Annotated in this window: 20 protein-coding genes; 19 read left to right on the top strand and 1 reads right to left on the bottom strand. The window is 44.5% G+C overall.

From position 1 onward, the window contains the following. Nucleotides 1-94: 94 nt before the first annotated feature. The 17 genes from A7D23_RS07340 (at nucleotide 95) to A7D23_RS07260 (ending at nucleotide 16,850) form a co-directional block, all read left to right on the top strand. Nucleotides 95-481 carry a GntR family transcriptional regulator gene (locus A7D23_RS07340; protein ID WP_019226233.1) on the top strand — a complete coding sequence of 129 codons (387 nt, stop codon included), beginning with the start codon at nucleotides 95-97 and terminating at the stop codon, nucleotides 479-481. Further along, nucleotides 474-1,373, top strand: coding sequence for an ABC transporter ATP-binding protein (locus A7D23_RS07335; protein ID WP_019226232.1), 900 nt, complete (start codon nucleotides 474-476; stop codon nucleotides 1,371-1,373). Before A7D23_RS07340 ends, A7D23_RS07335 begins: the two co-directional genes overlap by 8 nt. Continuing rightward, nucleotides 1,348-3,396 carry a DUF6449 domain-containing protein gene (locus A7D23_RS07330; protein WP_019226231.1) on the top strand — a complete coding sequence of 683 codons (2,049 nt, stop codon included), beginning with the start codon at nucleotides 1,348-1,350 and terminating at the stop codon, nucleotides 3,394-3,396. Before A7D23_RS07335 ends, A7D23_RS07330 begins: the two co-directional genes overlap by 26 nt. A 333-nt stretch (nucleotides 3,397-3,729) precedes the next feature. Then, a complete protein-coding gene (locus A7D23_RS07325) occupies nucleotides 3,730-4,890 on the top strand; it encodes a DUF5009 domain-containing protein (RefSeq protein WP_019226230.1) in 1,161 nt (386 codons plus the stop codon). 229 nt (nucleotides 4,891-5,119) lie between these two features. Then, nucleotides 5,120-5,905 (top strand): hypothetical protein, encoded by a 786-nt coding sequence (locus A7D23_RS07320; protein WP_019226229.1) that lies wholly within the window; start codon nucleotides 5,120-5,122, stop codon nucleotides 5,903-5,905. A gap of 215 nt (nucleotides 5,906-6,120) precedes the next feature. After that, a complete protein-coding gene (locus tag A7D23_RS07315) occupies nucleotides 6,121-6,663 on the top strand; it encodes a sigma-70 family RNA polymerase sigma factor (RefSeq protein WP_019226228.1) in 543 nt (180 codons plus the stop codon). Further along, nucleotides 6,660-7,922 (top strand): zf-HC2 domain-containing protein, encoded by a 1,263-nt coding sequence (locus A7D23_RS07310; RefSeq protein ID WP_019226227.1) that lies wholly within the window; start codon nucleotides 6,660-6,662, stop codon nucleotides 7,920-7,922. The genes A7D23_RS07315 and A7D23_RS07310 overlap by 4 nt, the downstream gene beginning before the upstream one ends. A 435-nt stretch (nucleotides 7,923-8,357) precedes the next feature. Continuing rightward, nucleotides 8,358-9,320 (top strand): ABC transporter ATP-binding protein, encoded by a 963-nt coding sequence (locus tag A7D23_RS07305; protein WP_019226226.1) that lies wholly within the window; start codon nucleotides 8,358-8,360, stop codon nucleotides 9,318-9,320. After that, nucleotides 9,304-10,173 carry an ABC transporter permease subunit gene (locus A7D23_RS07300; protein WP_019226225.1) on the top strand — a complete coding sequence of 290 codons (870 nt, stop codon included), beginning with the start codon at nucleotides 9,304-9,306 and terminating at the stop codon, nucleotides 10,171-10,173. Before A7D23_RS07305 ends, A7D23_RS07300 begins: the two co-directional genes overlap by 17 nt. 187 nt (nucleotides 10,174-10,360) lie before the next feature. Beyond that, on the top strand, nucleotides 10,361-11,554 hold the full coding sequence (locus A7D23_RS07295) for a radical SAM protein (RefSeq protein WP_019226224.1): 1,194 nt from the start codon (nucleotides 10,361-10,363) through the stop codon (nucleotides 11,552-11,554). Between the two features lie 117 nt (nucleotides 11,555-11,671). Continuing rightward, on the top strand, nucleotides 11,672-12,088 hold the full coding sequence (locus A7D23_RS07290; protein WP_019226223.1) for a hypothetical protein: 417 nt from the start codon (nucleotides 11,672-11,674) through the stop codon (nucleotides 12,086-12,088). A gap of 34 nt (nucleotides 12,089-12,122) precedes the next feature. Further along, nucleotides 12,123-12,686 carry a hypothetical protein gene (locus A7D23_RS07285; protein ID WP_242837029.1) on the top strand — a complete coding sequence of 188 codons (564 nt, stop codon included), beginning with the start codon at nucleotides 12,123-12,125 and terminating at the stop codon, nucleotides 12,684-12,686. After that, nucleotides 12,683-13,975 carry an FAD-dependent oxidoreductase gene (locus A7D23_RS07280; protein ID WP_019226221.1) on the top strand — a complete coding sequence of 431 codons (1,293 nt, stop codon included), beginning with the start codon at nucleotides 12,683-12,685 and terminating at the stop codon, nucleotides 13,973-13,975. The genes A7D23_RS07285 and A7D23_RS07280 overlap by 4 nt, the downstream gene beginning before the upstream one ends. A 165-nt stretch (nucleotides 13,976-14,140) precedes the next feature. After that, nucleotides 14,141-14,536 (top strand): GntR family transcriptional regulator, encoded by a 396-nt coding sequence (locus A7D23_RS07275; protein ID WP_019226220.1) that lies wholly within the window; start codon nucleotides 14,141-14,143, stop codon nucleotides 14,534-14,536. Further along, a complete protein-coding gene (locus tag A7D23_RS07270) occupies nucleotides 14,520-15,425 on the top strand; it encodes an ABC transporter ATP-binding protein (RefSeq protein WP_019226219.1) in 906 nt (301 codons plus the stop codon). Before A7D23_RS07275 ends, A7D23_RS07270 begins: the two co-directional genes overlap by 17 nt. Beyond that, on the top strand, nucleotides 15,403-16,179 hold the full coding sequence (locus A7D23_RS07265; protein WP_141690649.1) for a hypothetical protein: 777 nt from the start codon (nucleotides 15,403-15,405) through the stop codon (nucleotides 16,177-16,179). Before A7D23_RS07270 ends, A7D23_RS07265 begins: the two co-directional genes overlap by 23 nt. Next, nucleotides 16,176-16,850: a hypothetical protein gene (locus tag A7D23_RS07260; protein WP_019226217.1), complete on the top strand. Its 675-nt coding sequence runs from the start codon at nucleotides 16,176-16,178 to the stop codon at nucleotides 16,848-16,850. The genes A7D23_RS07265 and A7D23_RS07260 overlap by 4 nt, the downstream gene beginning before the upstream one ends. A gap of 235 nt (nucleotides 16,851-17,085) precedes the next feature. On the opposite strand, the gene A7D23_RS07255 is transcribed toward A7D23_RS07260, so the two are convergent. Next, nucleotides 17,086-17,331: a hypothetical protein gene (locus A7D23_RS07255; protein ID WP_019226215.1), complete on the bottom strand. Its 246-nt coding sequence runs from the start codon at nucleotides 17,329-17,331 to the stop codon at nucleotides 17,086-17,088. Between the two features lie 409 nt (nucleotides 17,332-17,740). Between A7D23_RS07255 and A7D23_RS07250 the strand changes: the two genes are divergently transcribed. Further along, nucleotides 17,741-18,340: a GTP-binding protein gene (locus A7D23_RS07250; RefSeq protein WP_025205254.1), complete on the top strand. Its 600-nt coding sequence runs from the start codon at nucleotides 17,741-17,743 to the stop codon at nucleotides 18,338-18,340. Continuing rightward, the gene (locus A7D23_RS07245; RefSeq protein ID WP_019226213.1) at nucleotides 18,333-18,803 is read left to right on the top strand and encodes a hypothetical protein; all 471 of its coding nucleotides are present in this window, start codon (nucleotides 18,333-18,335) and stop codon (nucleotides 18,801-18,803) included. Before A7D23_RS07250 ends, A7D23_RS07245 begins: the two co-directional genes overlap by 8 nt.

Here is an 18,803-nt window from a genome sequence, read left to right as displayed (position 1 = left end):
TCTTTTTTTTTCTCTATTGACAAAAAATGGAGGATCAGATAATATAATCACTGTATTAACTGTACTATATAAAATAATACAGTTGGAGGTAACGATGTTTCAATTGGATTATTTGGATCATAGGCCTTTATATGAACAGATTAAGGAAAAATTAAAAGCACTTATCATCAGCGGCGTCTTAAAACCCAATGAAAGGGTTCCGTCTGTTCGTGAAATGGCCCAGTCTCTCACCATAAACCCCAATACCATTCAGAAAGCTTACAAAGATCTGGAGCTGGAAGGATATATATACGCCATCCGTGCCAAAGGAAGCTTTGTTACACCCTTTAATGACAAAGTCAATCAAGCAAGAAGGGGTGACTTGATGCTGGAGATAGATAAACTTGTCTCAGAGCTTGCCTATATGAATATACCCAAAGAACAGCTTATTTCCAGGATTGAAGCAATATATTCAAAGAAGGAGGGCGAAAAAATTGATTGAGGTTAAAAATCTGACGAAAGGTTTTGGCAAAAATAAAGTTTTGCATGACTTAAGTATTAATGTCAGGAAAGCATCGGTATATGGCCTGCTTGGGCCGAATGGTGCCGGAAAAACTACGCTGATTAAGCATTTAACCGGATTATACCGCCAAGATCAAGGAACAGTGACAATTGACCATAAGCCGGTCTACGAAAATCCTGAGGTTAAGGCTCAAATAGTCTACATACCTGACGATTTATACTTCTTTTCTCAATACAGCATCGATGAAACAGCAAAGTTTTACGCAAAAATATATCCCCAATGGAATTGGAACAGGTATGAGCAATTAAAGCAGGTATTTCCTATCGACAGCAAGAGAAGGGTTGTCAAACTCTCGAAAGGGATGCAGAAACAGGTGGCCTTCTGGCTGGGGATTTGCGCAATGCCCAGGGTGATGGTCCTTGATGAACCCGTCGACGGTCTTGACCCTGTCATGCGAAAAAAAGTATGGAGTCTTGTACTTCAGGATGTCGCCGAAAGAGAGGTAACCGTATTGGTGTCATCCCACAATTTGAGAGAACTGGAAGATGTCTGTGATCACGTCGGAATACTTCACAATGGAAAAATCGTTGTGGAGAGAGAACTTGATGACATGAAATCGGATATCCACAAATTTCAGATTGCATTCTCTGATGGCATTCCGGAGGGATTCCTCGAAGATACACATATTTTGCACAAGACCCAGACAGGAAGCATACTGCTGCTTATTGCCAGAGGAGATAAGGACGAATTAATGCAAAAAGTAAAATCAGCGAATCCGGTTATTTTGGATGTACTTCCCCTGACGCTGGAAGAAATTTTTATTTATGAATTGGGAGGAATGGGCTATGACATTCAAAATATCCTTATTTAAAAAAGCGTTGATCTTAAGTGATTTTAAACGTTACTGGTGGCTAAGCGTCCTGTATGCCCTGGCTCTTTTTATTGATATGCCTTTCAGGCACCTGATGGACACGCTGAAAATAGAAATCTTCAATACACAATGGCTCCAAGATACGGTAGACAGGACGTTAAGCCTTTCAGAAAACGGGCTTCAGAATATTTTACTCTGTACGGTGCCGGTTTTATTGGCAGTGCTCATATTCAGATACTTGCAGGCAGACAAGTCATCCGTTATGATGCACAGCTTGCCATATAACAGGAGTTCTCATTATGCCAGCCGCTGTTTTTCAGGCCTCGTTCTTTTACTGCTGCCTGCAGTGCTGAATTGTTTCATTCTCATACTGTTAAAATACGTTACGGTACTCGGAAGTTATTATACGCTGCCTAAGATATTAATGTGGCTGGGATTACACGTATTGTTCAGTGTCTTGTTTTATAGTGTAACTGTATTTGTTGGCATGTTCACCGGATCTTCCATTGCCCAAATCGTGTTTACTTATATCTTTCATGTACTGCCGGTGGGAATTTATGCTTTGATTACCTACAGCTTAGGGCAATTATTGCACGGATTCGCCAACACCTACTCACTGTTTTTCGAGGATACTTATCCGATATTCTTGCTTTTAAATGGGAGGCTGATGGGAACAACGTATACGGTGCATACTGTCGGCTACTTTATTGTATACCTGATAGCGGCAGTGCTATTTTTGGGCTTGGGATGGTTGGTTTACAAATACAGAAAACTCGAAACGGCCGGAGACATTATTGCTTTTCCCGCCTTATACCCGGTATTCAAATATGGGGTAACCTTCTGTTTGATGCTTGTTGGAGGGTCCTATTTTAGCAGTCTTGCCGGACAGTCTTTGCCTTTGCTGATGATTGGCTATTTTTTAGGTTCGGTCCTGGGGTACTTTATTGCCGAAATTTTGATTCATAAATCTTTTAAGGTTTTGCATTCCTATAAGGGCTATTTATGCTATTCCGCTGTGATTCTGATCCTTTTTGGAGCAATCTCTCTGGATGTTGGTGGCTTTGTTAACCGTGTACCAAACCCGGAGGAAGTGGACAAAGTTTATATTGGGTATAACATCGAAGAGTGGACTTATTATGAAAAAGAAAAAAAGCCGGAATACCTGGAATATCGGTACGGGAAGTATTACTTCGAAAATAACAATCCTGTATTCTTTGTAAGCAAGGAAAATATTGCAAGAATGACGGAGCTTCACAACTATTTGATAAAAGAAAGGAATAAGGCTGAAGGCCAACCCCGTTATCTTATTTATACACTGAAAAGCGGGGGCTATATCATCAGGCAATACAACGTTAATGAAGCCGATCAGGAAGATGCTGCTTTGTTAAAACCGATTTATGAATCCGGTGAGTATAAAAGCTTGAGATACCCGGTAATGAGCCTAAAGCCGGAAGATATCAAACTGATCACACTCAGCGATCATCGCAGCAGCAAAAAGCCGCTCATTCTCACAGGCAGCACGGACCTTAAGGAATTTACAGAAATCCTGAAAGATGAAATAAGTAAAATGTCCTATCAGGAAATGACGTCAAATAAGAAGGAAAATATCAACATCTCCGTGCTGGACAATGAAGATAAAACAACAAACATCATGCTTCAAAGCAGTTTTACTTTGCTGATAAAGTGGCTTGAAGAAAAGGGATATTACGACCAATTTGCCCTGCTCTTGGAGGACATCGAATCTGTCGAGCTGGAAAACTATGAAGAAAGGATGATAGCAAATAGTGCAAGAAATTCAGGTGAAGCAGTAATCCCCAAGAAGGTGGAAATTAAAGAGCCTGAAGTGATTGCGGAGTTATTCAATATGGATGATTCGAGAACAAGCTATAACACCAATACTGTTATCGTGCACTTCAATGTCCAAAATGGTATGAGTAGTAGTTCCTGGGAAAGGTATATCAACATGGATACGGAAGTTTCGGAAAAATTAAAGGGATATTTTAGGCAGTTGGAAAATAATTAAATTCAGTACGAGTTTCACATACTCAGTTTCCCGAGTCGGGGCAGGAAGTTCTATTAAATGGGAAAGCTGCCTTCATCGGTAAAGAATTTGATAAGGTGCTTCATTTGAGGCGTCTTTTCTTTTTTGGGTGATGCATCCTTGCACGAAATACATTCTGTGCAAGGATGCAATAGTTGGAGAAATCATAAGAAATATAGAGAAATCATGATAAAATGTAAAAGGAGATAATTATTGCCATATTTGGAGGTGTTTAAATGTAGAGGAAGAACAGAAAGTACATATCAAGAAGATATTTAACCCTTAAATTTAATGAAAATATTTGAGGTAATAATAATGACGCTTGCAAGTAAATCAGATACCAATAACAGTTCAGCCCGACTGGAATGCATTGATATTTTCAGGGGGCTGACCATGGCGCTGATGCTGATGGTGAATAATCCGGGTAATCCGAATACGATTCCTGTCCAATTGGAGCATGCCTCTTGGAATGGATTTACGCTGGCAGACCTGGTATTCCCTTTCTTTTTATTTATCATGGGCGTTGTCGTACCGGTTTCCATTAATAACAGATTGGCAAAAGGCACCGGCAAAATAACCATCATCGTTCATATTTTTCTCCGCAGCATTCAGATCTTTTTACTTGGTTTGGTGTTGAACGGTTTCCCACTTTTTGATCTGAATACGATCAGGATCCCGGGCGTCCTGCAGAGGATTGCCGTAGTCTATTTATTCTCGGCTCTCTTATACCTGCTTTGCAAGTCCATATTCAAAAAAGAAACGGTTCAGATGGGTGTCCAGCTTCTGACGTCGGTTTTTCTCCTGCTTTTGTATGGTGTATTGCTAAAGGTTGTACATGTTCCCGGATATGGGCAAGGGGTCATGGAACTTCAAGGGAATCTTGTCCAGTACATTGATCTGAAACTCCTGCCCGGACATCTTTATAAACCCGACTGGGACCCCGAAGGGATTCTTAGCACCCTGCCGGCTCTCGCTTCGGGAATCATAGGGGTTCTAGCAGGCATGATCCTGATAAAGCCAAATAAATGGATCATAAAAATGGCTGTCTTTATAGGCAGCGGGGGATTGCTGCTTCTAGCTGCGGCATTGTTGAATACTGTCTTTCCGTATAATAAAAACCTCTGGTCGAGTTCCTATGTTCTGCTGACATCCGGCCTTGGCATCCTGCTTTTGGCTTTTTTCTACTTGCTTACGGACCGGATGAAAAGCGGGAAAATCTTTAAGCCTTTTAAAGCCATAGGGGCCAGCGCTATTTTCGTCTATTTTGTGTCAGAGCTGATTCGGAGAACGCTTTGGTTAATTCCGGTGCAGGACGCTACGGGCAGCACAATGACGCTTAAAATTTGGCTTACGACAAGGCTTATCAGCCCATGGGCACATGGGCTGGATTCCTTGTATTTCTCCATTTTTTACGTAATGGTCTGGCTGGTGATTATGGGTGTTCTTTATCACCGTAAGATCTATATTCGGCTTTAAGCTTAACAGAAGATTGGTGCCGTCCGAGTTTATGTTAGGCGGGAGGCGCATGATGAACCGCATTTTAATTGGATGCTTGGACAGCGTGTTTTGACAAAACTTTGCCCAATTCAGGTTATACTCCTAATGGCAATAAAGGGGCGTGCCAGTTATGGACACCGGTAATAAAGAGGTGCTAAACGATACACCCCATTAACGTTTCTAATGTTCGGCATAGGAGGAGAAATAGGTGAGAAAGTTTTTCATTGGCTTCACAGCTTGTCTTCTGTCTCTAACCTTGTTGGGCTGCCAGCCAAGCACCAAGACAGATAACGCGCCGTCTAAGTCTGATAACAATACGCCTGCTGTTATTGAAAGCGGCGTAAACAGTGAACTAAGCAATAAACAAAAACCGAATAGCGAAGCAAACAATCAAGCAAATGAACCTAAGAAAGAAGCGACAGCCTTTACAGACAACCAAGCTGAGGTTATCGCCATGAAAACGGCAGCGGCAGTTTTGAAATCCGTGCAAGCGGAGCTTTGGCCGGAAGCGAAATTCGATACGATATTACTGAGTAGACCAATGATACACAAAGACAATGATTTTTATCCCTGGAATACGGGGTACAGCAAAGATTTGGAAGTAGAAGCTTTCGCCATTGGCAATCAGGGCGATTACTCCAAAATGCAGGTCATCTATGTGGATGCCTTCGGCAAGGTGATAAATAACCAATTCTTTGAGGCCAAGATAACCGCCAAGGTGGCGGAAGAAATAGCTCTTGAAGCCGCAAAAAAGGCCAGGGAAACCGTGCCTTATTGGAAAGATGCGAAAATAGAGCACCGAGAAACCAGTTTGGCGTTATGTACACCTAATTATGTGTTTTCTTTGGATAACTTCAACAAAGAAACGAAACCGGTAGCAGCAGTAATGTATGAAGTTTGCTTCAGGGATTCAAGCGCCACGAGCAGCTTCTTATTTATTTACGTTGATGCCGCAACAGGAAATATCCTTGGTGCCAAGTATGGATCTGATTAGGAGCTTTGCAAGAATCTGATATGTTTTTTATTGGAGAGGTTACTGCCACTTGGTCAATATGCATGTAGTATAACGCAGCGGTAATCCGCAACCATTCTACGACATATCGGTCAAGGCCGCGCCATCTTGGCGCGGACAAAAAGAATTAGTTAGTGTCACAAAACTCCCGGCAGCGGTTTCTAGAGAATGGAACCGCAAAGGGGGGATAGACGGAAATGGAGGGTACAACCTTGATCAAGAAACTGCCCGATCCTGATTTTCAAACGATCTTCAGGACGCACTATCCGAAGGTTGTCCGCCAAATCTCCGGGTTCACCGGAAGCATCACCACAGCCGAAGATCTAGCTCAGGAAGTATTTCTCCGTTTATACCATTTGGATTGGACCCAAATCCATCATCTGGATGCCTGGCTCGCAAAATGCTGTTTTCGTGCCGCCTGCAATTATTTCCGGGGAGAAAACAGAAGAGCTGCCCGGGAAGCCTTGGAATACCAGATGAGTTATCCAACAATGAAATCGAGTGAAGAAAACCTGATCGAAGATTTGTTGATCCGGGAAGAAACCAAACGTTTTGTTTTTGAGGTGCTGTCAGGCCTTGAAGAGCGGGACCGGCTGCTCCTTCTGCTGAAGTACCAGGATTACAGCTATCGGGAAATCGCTGAAGCCCTAGAACTTAACCCCGCTTCCGTCGGCACGTTTCTGGCGCGGGCCAGAAAGCAGTTTAAAAATCTTTATCAGAAAGGGAGGGAAAAGGCATGATCTGTTCGTTCGAAAACGATCTGCAAGCGTATCTGGACGGAGAACTGAATAAAGAAGCGCGCAAAGCTTTGATGATTCATCTTGAACAATGCCCTTCCTGCCGTGATCAGCTCGCAGAATTGGACAGCCTTGGAAAATGGTCCGATCAAGTCTTCAGCCAGGCTTTTTTTCCCGATGCATGCGTATCTTCTCCTGAACAAGCCAATCCTGAATCAGCCTGGGCAAGATTCAGCCGAGCAGTCAGCGCTGACAGCCCCGCTGCGGATACGCCGGAGTCGGAGTCCACACGTTTACCAATCAACCCTTCCTCACCGCTGATCCCTTCCTTAACGAACGGTTCCCCCGCATATTTTGAAAGGAGTTGGAAAACTCTCATGAAAAAATACCGTAAACTGACGACAGGTCTCGTTGCAGCCGTTTTGTTGGTTGCTTTTCTAATGGTCCCTCAGGTACGGACATACGCCGGAGAGCTATTGGCTTTATTCCGAGCGGATAAGATTCAAATGGTAACCATTACGCCTCAGGACATTCAGCAAATCGAAAACTTTTTTGAATCAGGTAAAAACACCCCGATTGATATCAAGGATATTGGCAAAATAGCGATTGCCGAAGGTGACTTCGAGCAGAAGGTCTATGCTTCCGCCGCCGAAGCAAAAGCAGGCGGCGTCAGTCTACCCGCCTCGCCTGAAGGTTACACCGTAAGCAACGTCTGTGTGCAATCGGCAGCCAAAGTGGATATGACGCTGAATACGGACACCATTAATGCCGCCATGAAAAATTTAGGTTCGGAGGCCTTCTTCGACAACAGTCTCAACGGCAAGACATTCAGTGTCATGTGGCCCGGCTTTACTGATATCAATTATCAGGGAAGTTCAGCCCAACCTTTTGCCAACTTCGCTTACACCGTCATGAACTCCCCCGAGATTCAGGCTCCATCGCTGACCGACATTGATAAGCTCAGAACAACCTTGCTTCAGCTTCCGTTTATCCCGGAAAATATCCGCAGCCAGCTTGCCGGTATCGACGACTGGCAGAATACCCTTCCTATCCCGGCGATTCAAGGGACTACGGAAATTGACCGCACCGAGAAGGTCATGGTGAACGGCGGGGATGGCGTCTTTATCCTGGCCAAAGATCATTCCGCCCTTCTCCTTTGGGAGAACGCCGGTCAGCTTCATTCTCTACGGGCAAACCTCACCGCGGGAGCAGATGGGAACTCCGTAAAAGCGGATTTACTGAAACTTGCTGAAAATTTCTAATTTCTCTTACGATCATCTTACCGTCAGCAGGAACAAGTATACCGTTCTCTAAATAACTAGATATTTAAACCTTCATAGCTGGGTCTGTGTGCCACAGCTCCAGCGTAAGCGGAGCATAGATGCGGAGCGCGGCAGATAGCGCCATAGATGGCGCTATCTGCCAAGAGCGGAATGTGGGGCGCAACCAGACCCAAATGAATATTTTTGTATTTGGATAACTACGCAAAACACGACATGCATACCGGCTCAAAGCTTAAAATCAGTCTGTGGGTCACAAGTACTGCGGCAAGCGTAGTATGGAGTGCGTAGCGCGGCTGTTTGCGCCATGGAGGGCGCAATCAGCCGAAAAGCAGTATTGTGACACACAGACTAACCCAGATTATATATCATGCTGTTTATGGTTACCCACTTGTTGTTTTGGAAAGGAGACCTTTAATGACGGATTTGGCAATCCAAACCGAGGCTTTAAGCAAGCAATACAACGGCAAAGGGGGATGCCAAAATATTACCCTCCAGGTCCCTAAAGGCGTGGTGTATGGATTTATCGGGCCAAACGGAGCGGGCAAAAGCACATTTGTCCGCACGCTTTTAGGTTTACTGAGGCCGACAGGCGGCAAGGCCGAACTTTTAGGAAAGCCGCTCGGCGATCTTGAAGCACGCCGGAAAATAGGCTATCTGCCGGAACTTTTCCGTTATCCGGACTGGTTAACCGGACTCCAGCTTTTACATACGCATGCCGATCTGCTCGGTCTTAAATCTTCTTTACGGCCACAGCACTTTACGGCTTTACTGGAAAAGGTGTGCCTCAGCGGCAGAGAAAAAGAAAAGATCGCCAAATACAGCAAAGGCATGCAGCAAAGAATCGGTTTGGCCTGTGCCTTGCTGGGTGACCCGGAATTAATCTTTCTGGACGAACCGACTTCCGCCTTAGATCCGTTGGGCCGGATGGAGGTCCGCAGCCTGCTGGCGCAATTAAAGCAAGAAGGCAGGACGGTCTTTTTAAACAGCCATTTGCTGCAGGAAATCGAAACGGTCTGTGACCAGGTCGCGATCATCGACCAGGGCAAACTGATCACCCAAGGAGATTGGCGCAAACTTTGCCGTTTCCAAAACCGTTATAAGCTGATCGCTTCCGGTCTTGACCAGGAAGTCCTAAGCGACCTTCCTTATGTCATTGGCTCAGAGCTACGCCAAAATTTCGAACCTGAAGCTGGCACAGCCTTGAAAGCTGAATGGCAAATTGAGATTGAAAACACCGAAGAACTTCCGTCTTTGGTCAGAATACTGAGTGATCACGGGATAGGGGTCTACGAGCTCACGCCTCTGGAACCTCATCTGGAAGAAATATTCCTCTATTGGATGAACCGAAAGGAGCCGGAAAATGTGGACCATCGCTAAACTTTCTTTCAAAGAAATCCTCTATAAACGCATCTTCCTGATTGCTCTGATCATGACGTTGGCCTATTTGCTGCTGTATGGAATCGCGACCCATTATGCAGGCGCATCATCTTTAAAAACACTATACGAAATAGATCCTGCCCAGAAAGCAGCAATGAGTGTACAATTTAAAATCGTTGGTTCGCAGCTCTTAAGCATGGGCCTCTATTTTGCCAACTTTATTATTGGCCTGCTGACCATTCTGGCAACCGTCGGCAGTATTGCCGGCAATATTGAGAGTCATCAAATCGATCCGATCCTGACGAGGCCCATCCGGCGTCTGGATTTTCTTCTTGGAAGATTCCTGGGGTACGGAATCCTTTTAATGGTTTATACGTTATTTTTCTTTCTCTCCATCATCTTGGTGAATCATCTGTTTGGAGGCCCGCTGCAAGCGGATCTTTCTACCATCAACATCTTCAAAGCCAGCTTGGTTTTCGCTTGTGTTCCATTTATCGTGATTTCACCGGCGTTGTTTTTCAGCTCCATTGTAAGTACCATCAACAGCGGGATTATTCTCATCGTCCTCTATGGCATGAGCTTTATTGGCGGTTTTGTTGAACAACTGGGAAATATTCTTCATAATATCGCCTTGATTAATATTGGGATTGTCTCCAGCTTGCTGTTTCCCGCCGATAACCTGTTCCGCTATATGAACACACTCCTCGCCGGCAGCAGTGCAACGCCTTTCGATCCCGCATCCCTCTTCTATGGCAGCGGTTCACCGAGTGCCCTGATGCTCGTTTACTGTGCCGTCTACGTACTCCTGATTCTTCTGCTGGGAGTTCGGACATTTGCCCGCAGGGACATATAAGGCAGCCTACACCATTTGCGGCCCATATTAAATAAAAAATCCACATCTATCACGGCGTGGATTTACCGTCTTCTCACTGGCCGCCTCATCGCCATTATAAATTACAAGCAGGTCAATGTATGGTGATGTAGGTATAATTATGATAAACTATCAAGTAGAAATATATGGAATGTAAGGGGCGCCGGCCATGTCCGAATTCAAGAATAAGATTGCCTTAGCCAGATCGCTATGGGCAAACAAACAAATCATCAGGGTCAAACCTTCAATCAATTGGTTCCTGATGAAATACATGGGGAAGTTCCGTTTACTGAATGTCGGCGGGCAGCTGGTCCTTCATTCCCATTTGCCCCCGGTAAACAGTAAAGCCTTTACCCGCTTTATCAACGAGCACCTTCTGGCAAGGACGGAGGGGCCTTCCCACGCTCAAATCAGCCTGACCGATGCCTGTCCTCAGCATTGTGCCTATTGTTACAATAAGAATCGAAGCGGGGAACTTCTCAATACGGCAGAAATCAAACAGCTCATTCAGGATCTTAAGAAAATGGGTGTTTTCTGGCTGGGTTTTACCGGCGGGGAGCCGCTTATGAACAAAGATCTCGTAGAGATCGTCCAAAGCGCCAGAGATGATTGCGCCATTAAGCTGTTTACCACAGGCATGGGTATTACAAAAGAGCTGGCGGCGGAGTTAAAGCGGGCGGGCCTTTGCTATGTCTCGATCAGCCTGGATCATTGGCAGGAGGAAGAACATGACGGGATCAGAGGATGCCGTGGGGCTTTCCAGGCAGCGCTTCAAGCGATCGAGATATTTAAAGGCACAGGCGTTCATGTCAGTGTATCGACGGTCATCTCCAGGAGGATGCTTCGGGAAAATCAGGTTGAGAAATTTCTGGCGTTCCTGATCAGCCTTGGAATCGATGAAGCCTGGTTGAGTGAAACCAAGCCAACGGTGGAAGCTTTTTGGAATGAGGCCGCAGTCCTTACCGAAGAAGAGCGTTTAAGCCTTGTGCACTTGCAGGATAAATACAATCAAGAGAGAAAAATCACGGTGAATTATCTTGGGCATTTTGAAGGTGGAGAGCATTTTGGCTGCAATGCAGGCCATAAAATGGTCTATATTGATGCCTTTGGCGAGGTAAGCCCGTGTGTGTTTACACCGATAACCTTCGGCAATGTCCGGGATAAATCGGCGCAAGCCGTTTTTTTGGAGATGAAAGCGCATTTTCCGTCGGAAAGCTGCTGCTTTATGAACAAAAATTATGCGTTACTGAAAAAACATTATAAAGGGCAGTCACCCCTTAGCAAAGAAGATACATTGGAGATGATGAAGGAAGTCCGGTTCAGTCCGTTGTCCGAATTTTCCCGGCTGTATTATAAGGGGTAAGGCTATCGGAATAAAGCCGTGGAAGTGAAATGATTGGAGTGAAGCAATAGGGATGAAATCATTGGGATGAACAGGTAGGAAAGAAGTAATGGGGATAGGATTATGGGGGTATAGGTTATGAGCTTGTATAAACTGTTCAGCTTGTTTGCAGCAGGGATATTTGCCGTTGTAGGCCTGATTTTTCTGTTCTTTCCTGATGCGGCCCTGGTATTCTTTAACCGTATTTCCGGTTATTTTGGATTACCCGAAGCTTCGTTTGAAGGCGCCGGGTTTTATCTGACACTGGCAGTTGCTTATATGTATCTTGTTACTTTGCTTGCCATCCTGATGTATCGAAATCCGGCGCAGCACATCTATCCGTTTTTATTGACCCATGCCAAACTGGCATCTTCCATCCTTTCTCTGCTTTTATTTTTCATTTACCAGCCCTACCTGATTTTTTTTGCCAACTTCGTTGTTGATGGGTTGATTGGTTTAGCGGCACTGTATTTTTACCTGAAAATAAGGAAAACCGGACTTAGCGGTAATGCTTAGCGCTTTTGGCGAAGACTGAAAAAACAGGGAGTCAATGATGCTTCTGAAAATCATCCAGCGCTGCCTGCCTGAATGGATCAAGAGGAAAAAACTGAAGGAATTATTCCGCTTGACGGCGGATGCTTTCCAAAGTGAGCTGCCGGAGCTAAAGGGGCTTTCTTCGGCTGCGCTTCTCCCGCAATACACCTTATTTACCAAGGAACAAGCGGAAAATCATTTGCAGAGCGGACGCCCCCTTGAACAAGTCAAACAGCGGCTGTACCAAAATGCTTATCGATTCGGACGGAACTTGAGAAAAACCCTGCATATCGGAACCTGGGAAGAGGCTGTTACGGCCCTGAAGGTGATCTATCAGTTGATCGGCATTGATTTTCAATGTGACCGGCAGGGGGAAATCATCATCCGGCAGTGCTATTTCAGCAGTTATTATTCCGGGGAAGTCTGCAAACTGATTTCCGCGCTGGATGAAGGGCTGGCTGCGGGGCTTTCAGGTGGCGGCAGGCTGTGTTTCCAGCACAGGATTACGGAAGGCAATGAATGCTGTAAAGGATATTTTCAAAGGGAACTTCAGGTAAAAAGTAAGGACGGTTCAACATGAAAAGGGTAATCGTCGTCGGCAGCGGTGCGGGAGGGGCTGCCTCGGCCAAGAAACTGCAGGGGAAGTTTCAGGTGACAGTCCTGGAGGCAGGCCGGGAATTCAAGCCGTTTTCTATCAATTTATCTATTCTGGAAAAGTTAAGAAAAACCGGACTGTTCTTCGATGAGAGGGAAATACAACTGCTGTTTCCGTCGATGAGCGTCAGGAAAACCTCGGATAGTATGGTAATGGTCAGCGGCAGGGGCTTAGGCGGGACGACCACGCTTTCGGCAGGAAATGCGCTGCGTATGGACAAGGGGCTTAAGGATCTTGGCATTGATCTGGATGATGAATTTGAGGAGCTTTACAGGGAAATCCCTGTCACCGATGACCATCGGCCTAAATGGCAGAATTCCACCAAAAGGCTGTTTGAAATATGCACGGAAATGGACCTGAATCCTGTGCCTTTGCCTAAGCTGGGTAATTATCAGCGCTGTACCGGCTGTGGGAGGTGTGTCCTGGGCTGCCGGTATCATGTCAAATGGGACAGCCGTCAATTTCTGAACGCTGCACAGGATTTGGGTGCGGAGCTCATCACAGGCTGTCAGGTAGTGAAGCTTGTAACGGAAAAGGGTCTCGTAAAAGGGGTCCAGGCCCAAAAAGGCTTCAACTCCGTATTTTACCCGGCGGATATTGTAATCCTGGCGGCAGGCGGATTTTCAACCCCCGTCATTCTTCAAAACTCGGGGATCGAATGCGAAAGCAGATTATTCGTTGATCCGGTTCTCTGCGTGGCTGCCCGGCAAAAAGGAAGTCTTCAGAACAAAGAGCTTTCGATGCCCTTTGCCGTACAGAGGGAGCATGCTATTTTATCCCCTTACTTTGATTATCTGAGCTTTTTCTTTCATCCTAGCTGGCGGTATCCTGCCCAGGATATTGTATCCCTGATGATCAAGCTGGCGGATTCAAGCGCCGGAACGGTTGATAACAAAAACATCAGGAAAACGCTGAGCGATATAGATCAGGAAAGATTGCGGGAGGAAGTCGAACTCTGCATGGAGATCCTTTCCACGTATGGGATAAAAAAAGATACTATTTTCCTGGGAACGATCAATGCCGGACACCCCGGTGGCATGCTGCCGCTTACCGCAGACGAAGCCGTGACCTTTCATAACCCCAGGCTGCCCGAGAACCTGTATGTAGCTGATGCAACGCTTTTCCCTGAGTCTTTGGGGAATCCGCCGATTTTAACGATCATGGCGATGGCGAAGAGGGTCAGTAAAATCATCATTGACAAAAATAGCCTGTAAAACAGGCTATTTTTGATATCCATTCCATTCAATTTCCATCTCCTTCGCGGAGCCGATTTTATCCCCAGGAAGATTGAGGACGTACTTACTTGACAGATAAAGGAAAATAAACTATAGTGCATTATAGTAGTAATGTACTATAGTTTTATTTAGGATGAGGCAGGCATGAAATTGAAAATTGAAGGAATGAAACCGATTTATCTGCAAATTGCGGAATGGCTGGAAACCGAAATATTAAATGGGGCCATCGGTGTCAATGAAAAGATATATTCGCAGTATCAGCTTGCTGAAATGTATAATATCAACCCTGCTACCGCGGCAAAAGGGCTGACGATTTTGGCGGAGGCAAATATCCTGTACAAAAAAAGAGGGTTGGGTATGTTTGTTTCGGCCGATGCCGCCAAGCTAATCCTCAACCGGCGCAAAAACGATACGCTTAAGAACATGGTAATCGAGGTTATCGGAGAAGCCCATCGACTGGGGATAAATACAGAAGAACTTATAACGCTGATTAAAGAATTGACGGAGAAGGGGAGTGGGCTGAGTGACGTCTGTGATTGAATGTATAGAGCTGACCAAAGCTTATGGCCATGTAAAGGCGGTTGATCAACTGTCCATGCACGTTGAGGAAAATACGATAACGGGACTCATCGGACGCAATGGGGCTGGAAAAACAACACTCTTAAAGCTGATAGCCGGGTATTACCATCCAACATCCGGTGAAATACGTGTGTTTGGTGAAAATCCATTTAACAGCCTCAAGGTATCATCCAATCTGATTTTTATCGATGATCAAATGAGCTGGCCGGTGAGCTTATCCTTGGAAGATATTTTAAAGGCTGAAAGCAAGTTTTATCCGGATTGGGACAGGGGATTAGCTGAACGTTTACTTGAGTACTTTTTCCCAAACCCCAAACAAAACTATCATAAACTCTCCAAGGGAATGCGGAGTACGTTCAATATGATCATCGGCTTGTCAAGCCGGGCGGCGCTGACCATCCTGGATGAACCGACGACCGGGATGGATTCGGCTGTCCGTAAGGATTTTTACCGGGCCCTTCTTAAAGACTATCTGCAATTTCCGCGCACAATGATCCTCTCCAGCCACTTACTGAATGAAACGGAAGACATCTTGGAAAATATTGTGCTGATCAAAAACGGGGAACTGGTACTGCAGCAGCCTGTGGACGATCTAAAGGAAATGGCGGTCGGACTTCAGGGCAAGGCAGAAATCGTCACGGATTTTGGTCAGGGCAGGACACTTTATCACCGGGAAACATTCGGTAATGATACCGTCTATGCTGTTGTTAAGAACGATTTATCCGAAGACGATCGGCACAGAGCCATAAAGCTGGGTATTGCTGTTTCAGCAGTATCGACCGATGATCTGTGTATTTACTTAACCGATCAGAAGAAGGGAGGAATCGATGATGTCCTTAGCGGAAACTAGATTCTTAAGCCTCGTTAAGAAACAGTTTATTTATAAATGGAAAACGAATACCGGTTTTTTTATCAGCATGATCATCGTGCAAATACTTGCCCTTTGCCTGTCATTTAATGGCGTTATGAATTCCTACACTGGAAACCAGTGGCTGAGTTTTAGTTATAGTACATTGACAGGGGATATGATCATTATTTTCACCATGATCTGGTGCCTTATCATTGCCGGGACCTTAGCCACGGCCAATCGTCGCAACAGCGATTTTTACCATGTATCCAACCGTCTGACCAGCAATCTGGCGAATACATTATTTCTACTGACGACCAGCATCGTCAGCGGCATTTCCGCTGTTTTGGGAAGTGTCCTGTTGCGCGTCCTGTTCTATGCTATCCATGGCACACAGTTTCTAAGCGAAGGTGAAGCTTTTCGCTTGCCCCCGCGTTATCTTTTGCTGGGAATCATCGTCACGGTTACTTACTTATGGCTGCTGAGTGCCATTGGATATCTTTTTGGGGCGATCATTCAATTTTATCGGATTTTTGCCATCATTATTCCGGCCGTTATCATCGGGAGTTTGTTTTATTTCAACACCGTTGGCATTACTGTTGCCGGTGACGAGCATGTTAGCTTTATCAGGCAGCTCTGGAATTTCTACACGAGTGAAAGTACCCTGTGGCTTTTTATGCTTAAATCACTTCTGACAACAGGTTTGCTGTTCGCCGTCACAGCCCTGATGACCAACCGTATGGAGGTGAGAAAATGACAGTTCTGTTGATTCTTATTGTTGTTTTGGCAGCGATTATTGTTGCGATTGCCAGGTACAGCGGCCATAAAGTATCTGTACACTTATTTAAGTGGGTAGCCGGCGTGTACGGGTTCATTTTGATCGCCGGCCTTTTTGCCCTATATTTACTGCCTGCGGATCAACTCCTTCAAGGCAGTGTAACTCAGCCACAAATCATTAGTGGATCAAATTTCTATGAATTAGGCGGACAAGGCAAATTCGACCAGACAGAAGGAATTCATAGACTGGATCTGCAGACTTTTGATTATAGCGGTGAGAAATTGGTGGTTGATTCTGATGGGGGAATCTTTGTGTTTGCTCAACGAAAAAATACGGATGACGGGATAATTGCAGTTAAATTTTATACAAGTATTTCTACATTTAACGGATTGGATGTTTCGGACAAGGTTAAACCCCCTTATGTCACGCTACAAAGTGGGATTTTGAAGGTTCGTTTGCAAGAGCTTGCGGATTTTAAATACTACAGTTTCCGCTATGAACTGCCTATCCGGCAATTCTTAGGCGTAGCTGAAAAGAAGTATGATAACCCTCATGAAATGAATTTTGCTCTGTATCTGGAGATCCCCAAAAATGTGCAGGTCGAAGGACTCGATTATGGGGTGATAATCGTGGACGAAGAGGGAAAGTAACTGCCGCTTGCTATCTGTCGTGTGGCTAAAAGTATCATGCATTATTTTGTGGTCACCCCGCCTCTTCCCGATGATGTCAGTCATATTCCGTTTCGGTTAACGGTCAAACCTTTTCAGGATTTTCCCGAAACCAAACACATCCCAACAGAAGAAGTGACGGTGACTTTTGCGCCCAATAAAAGGGTATAATCAATGCGCTGTAAACTTCTTGAGGTGAAAAACATAAAAATAAAGGCTATAAAGCCTTCACCTTGTTATCAATGATTTTAATTTGGGCACTGTTTTCCGTCAAATCATCCCGTATCTCTTGTATTGCCTGCCAGGACATATCTTGCTTTTCGCTGACTTTATCAACTTTGTTCTCGAGTTTTTCAACTTTGTTCTCAAGTCTATCTATTTTGTCACTAAGCGTTTTATTTTCTGCTCGCAAAGATTTTTCCATTGAATTTAATTTATCCAGGATTATATCCGATTTATCCATAGGCTCGCCCTCCTGACCTTTAGCAATATCATATCACTTTCCAGTTGTTTGGACAAGAATAGTTATTTCCATAAATATTCATTTTCTGCAATCAGATCGTAATGGCTATTGTCTTCGCTTATCGAGGCAATAGCCTAATTAAGGTTTCACTCATTTCGTGTCTTTCAGGCAGGCTTGTCACGTAGTCTTTAACAGAATAACTGAAATTTACCATTCTGAGCGTATATAATAGCGTGATTTTACCAAAATTAAAAAACCGGCATCACAGCCGTGTTGACAAGGTTGGATTGTTATAAAATTATACCATTTCGTCCATATACGCTATTATTTCGTTTATATATAATGAGCACATATAACGAAGTAATAGGTTAAATTCTTAAATAATCTGTGAGACTGGGGGGGACTTGCAATCAAAATAATTATTCTAGGCGGGTTTTTGGGTTCAGGGAAAACCAGTGTCCTCTTGCAGTTGGCGCATTCTATTGTTAACAGTTCTGAAAGAATAAAAGAAACAACTGTTGCAATTATAGAAAATGAAATTGGTCAGGTTGGGATTGACGATAAAGTATTACGAAGAAATGGTTATGAAGTAAGAGATATTTTCTCAGGTTGCATCTGTTGTAGTTTAAACAACGATCTCATCACAGGCATTCAAGACATCGCGCGTAAAAATGACCCCGAATGGCTGATCATTGAGGCAACAGGCGTTGCATATCCAAGCAGCATCTCAGATTCAATTTACAATAATCTTAGGATGACAGCCCGAATCGTGACAATAGTTGATGCTAGCCGCTGGCAACGGATCCGCATTCCTTTAGAGAGACTGATTGAAGGACAACTGAGTAATGCACAGATCATTCTTATCAATAAAACAGATCTTGTAGATGAAGAAACACTGAATAAAATCGAAAATGACGTTCGAAACCTAAATGACAAAGCCGCATTATACCGCATCAGTGGGATGAGTGAAATTGATGAGACGATATTGCAGGTGATAAGAAGTGGTTGAATTCAGCAGCGATACAGAATTGTCAAAACGGGGAAAATATCGAATTAAAACGACAATACAGGAAGGCGCATTTGCAGTCTCAGGTGAAAATACGATTCAGCATGAGGATTGTAATAAGATAAAAAACATCATAGAAAATGAAATCAAGGCGCTGAATTCCTGGGTCTTGGACCGAGGCGGTATTATCGGACATGTCAAAGGATTTCTTTCTGCCAACAATCATTCGGTTATGATTTCTTCAACAGGGGATGAAGTATACTGCCACACCCATGAATCAGCAGGTTCGATAAATGAAGATGTACAAGTCAGTTTAGTATTGATCGTATTTAATGTTTCACAATTAGGACTGGAAGAACAACTGATCGCAATATTTGACAGACTTGAAGATGATCAAGAAAGCCCTAGACGGATCGGAGGTGACACAGAAAGGAGAAGCGACTGGAAATTTGAACTACACAGGTGA

Origin of the sequence: Dehalobacter sp. TeCB1, from assembly GCF_001707455.1 — a bacterium.
Lineage (GTDB): Bacteria > Bacillota > Desulfitobacteriia > Desulfitobacteriales > Syntrophobotulaceae > Dehalobacter > Dehalobacter restrictus.
This window is presented reverse-complemented; position numbering and strand designations above follow the sequence as displayed.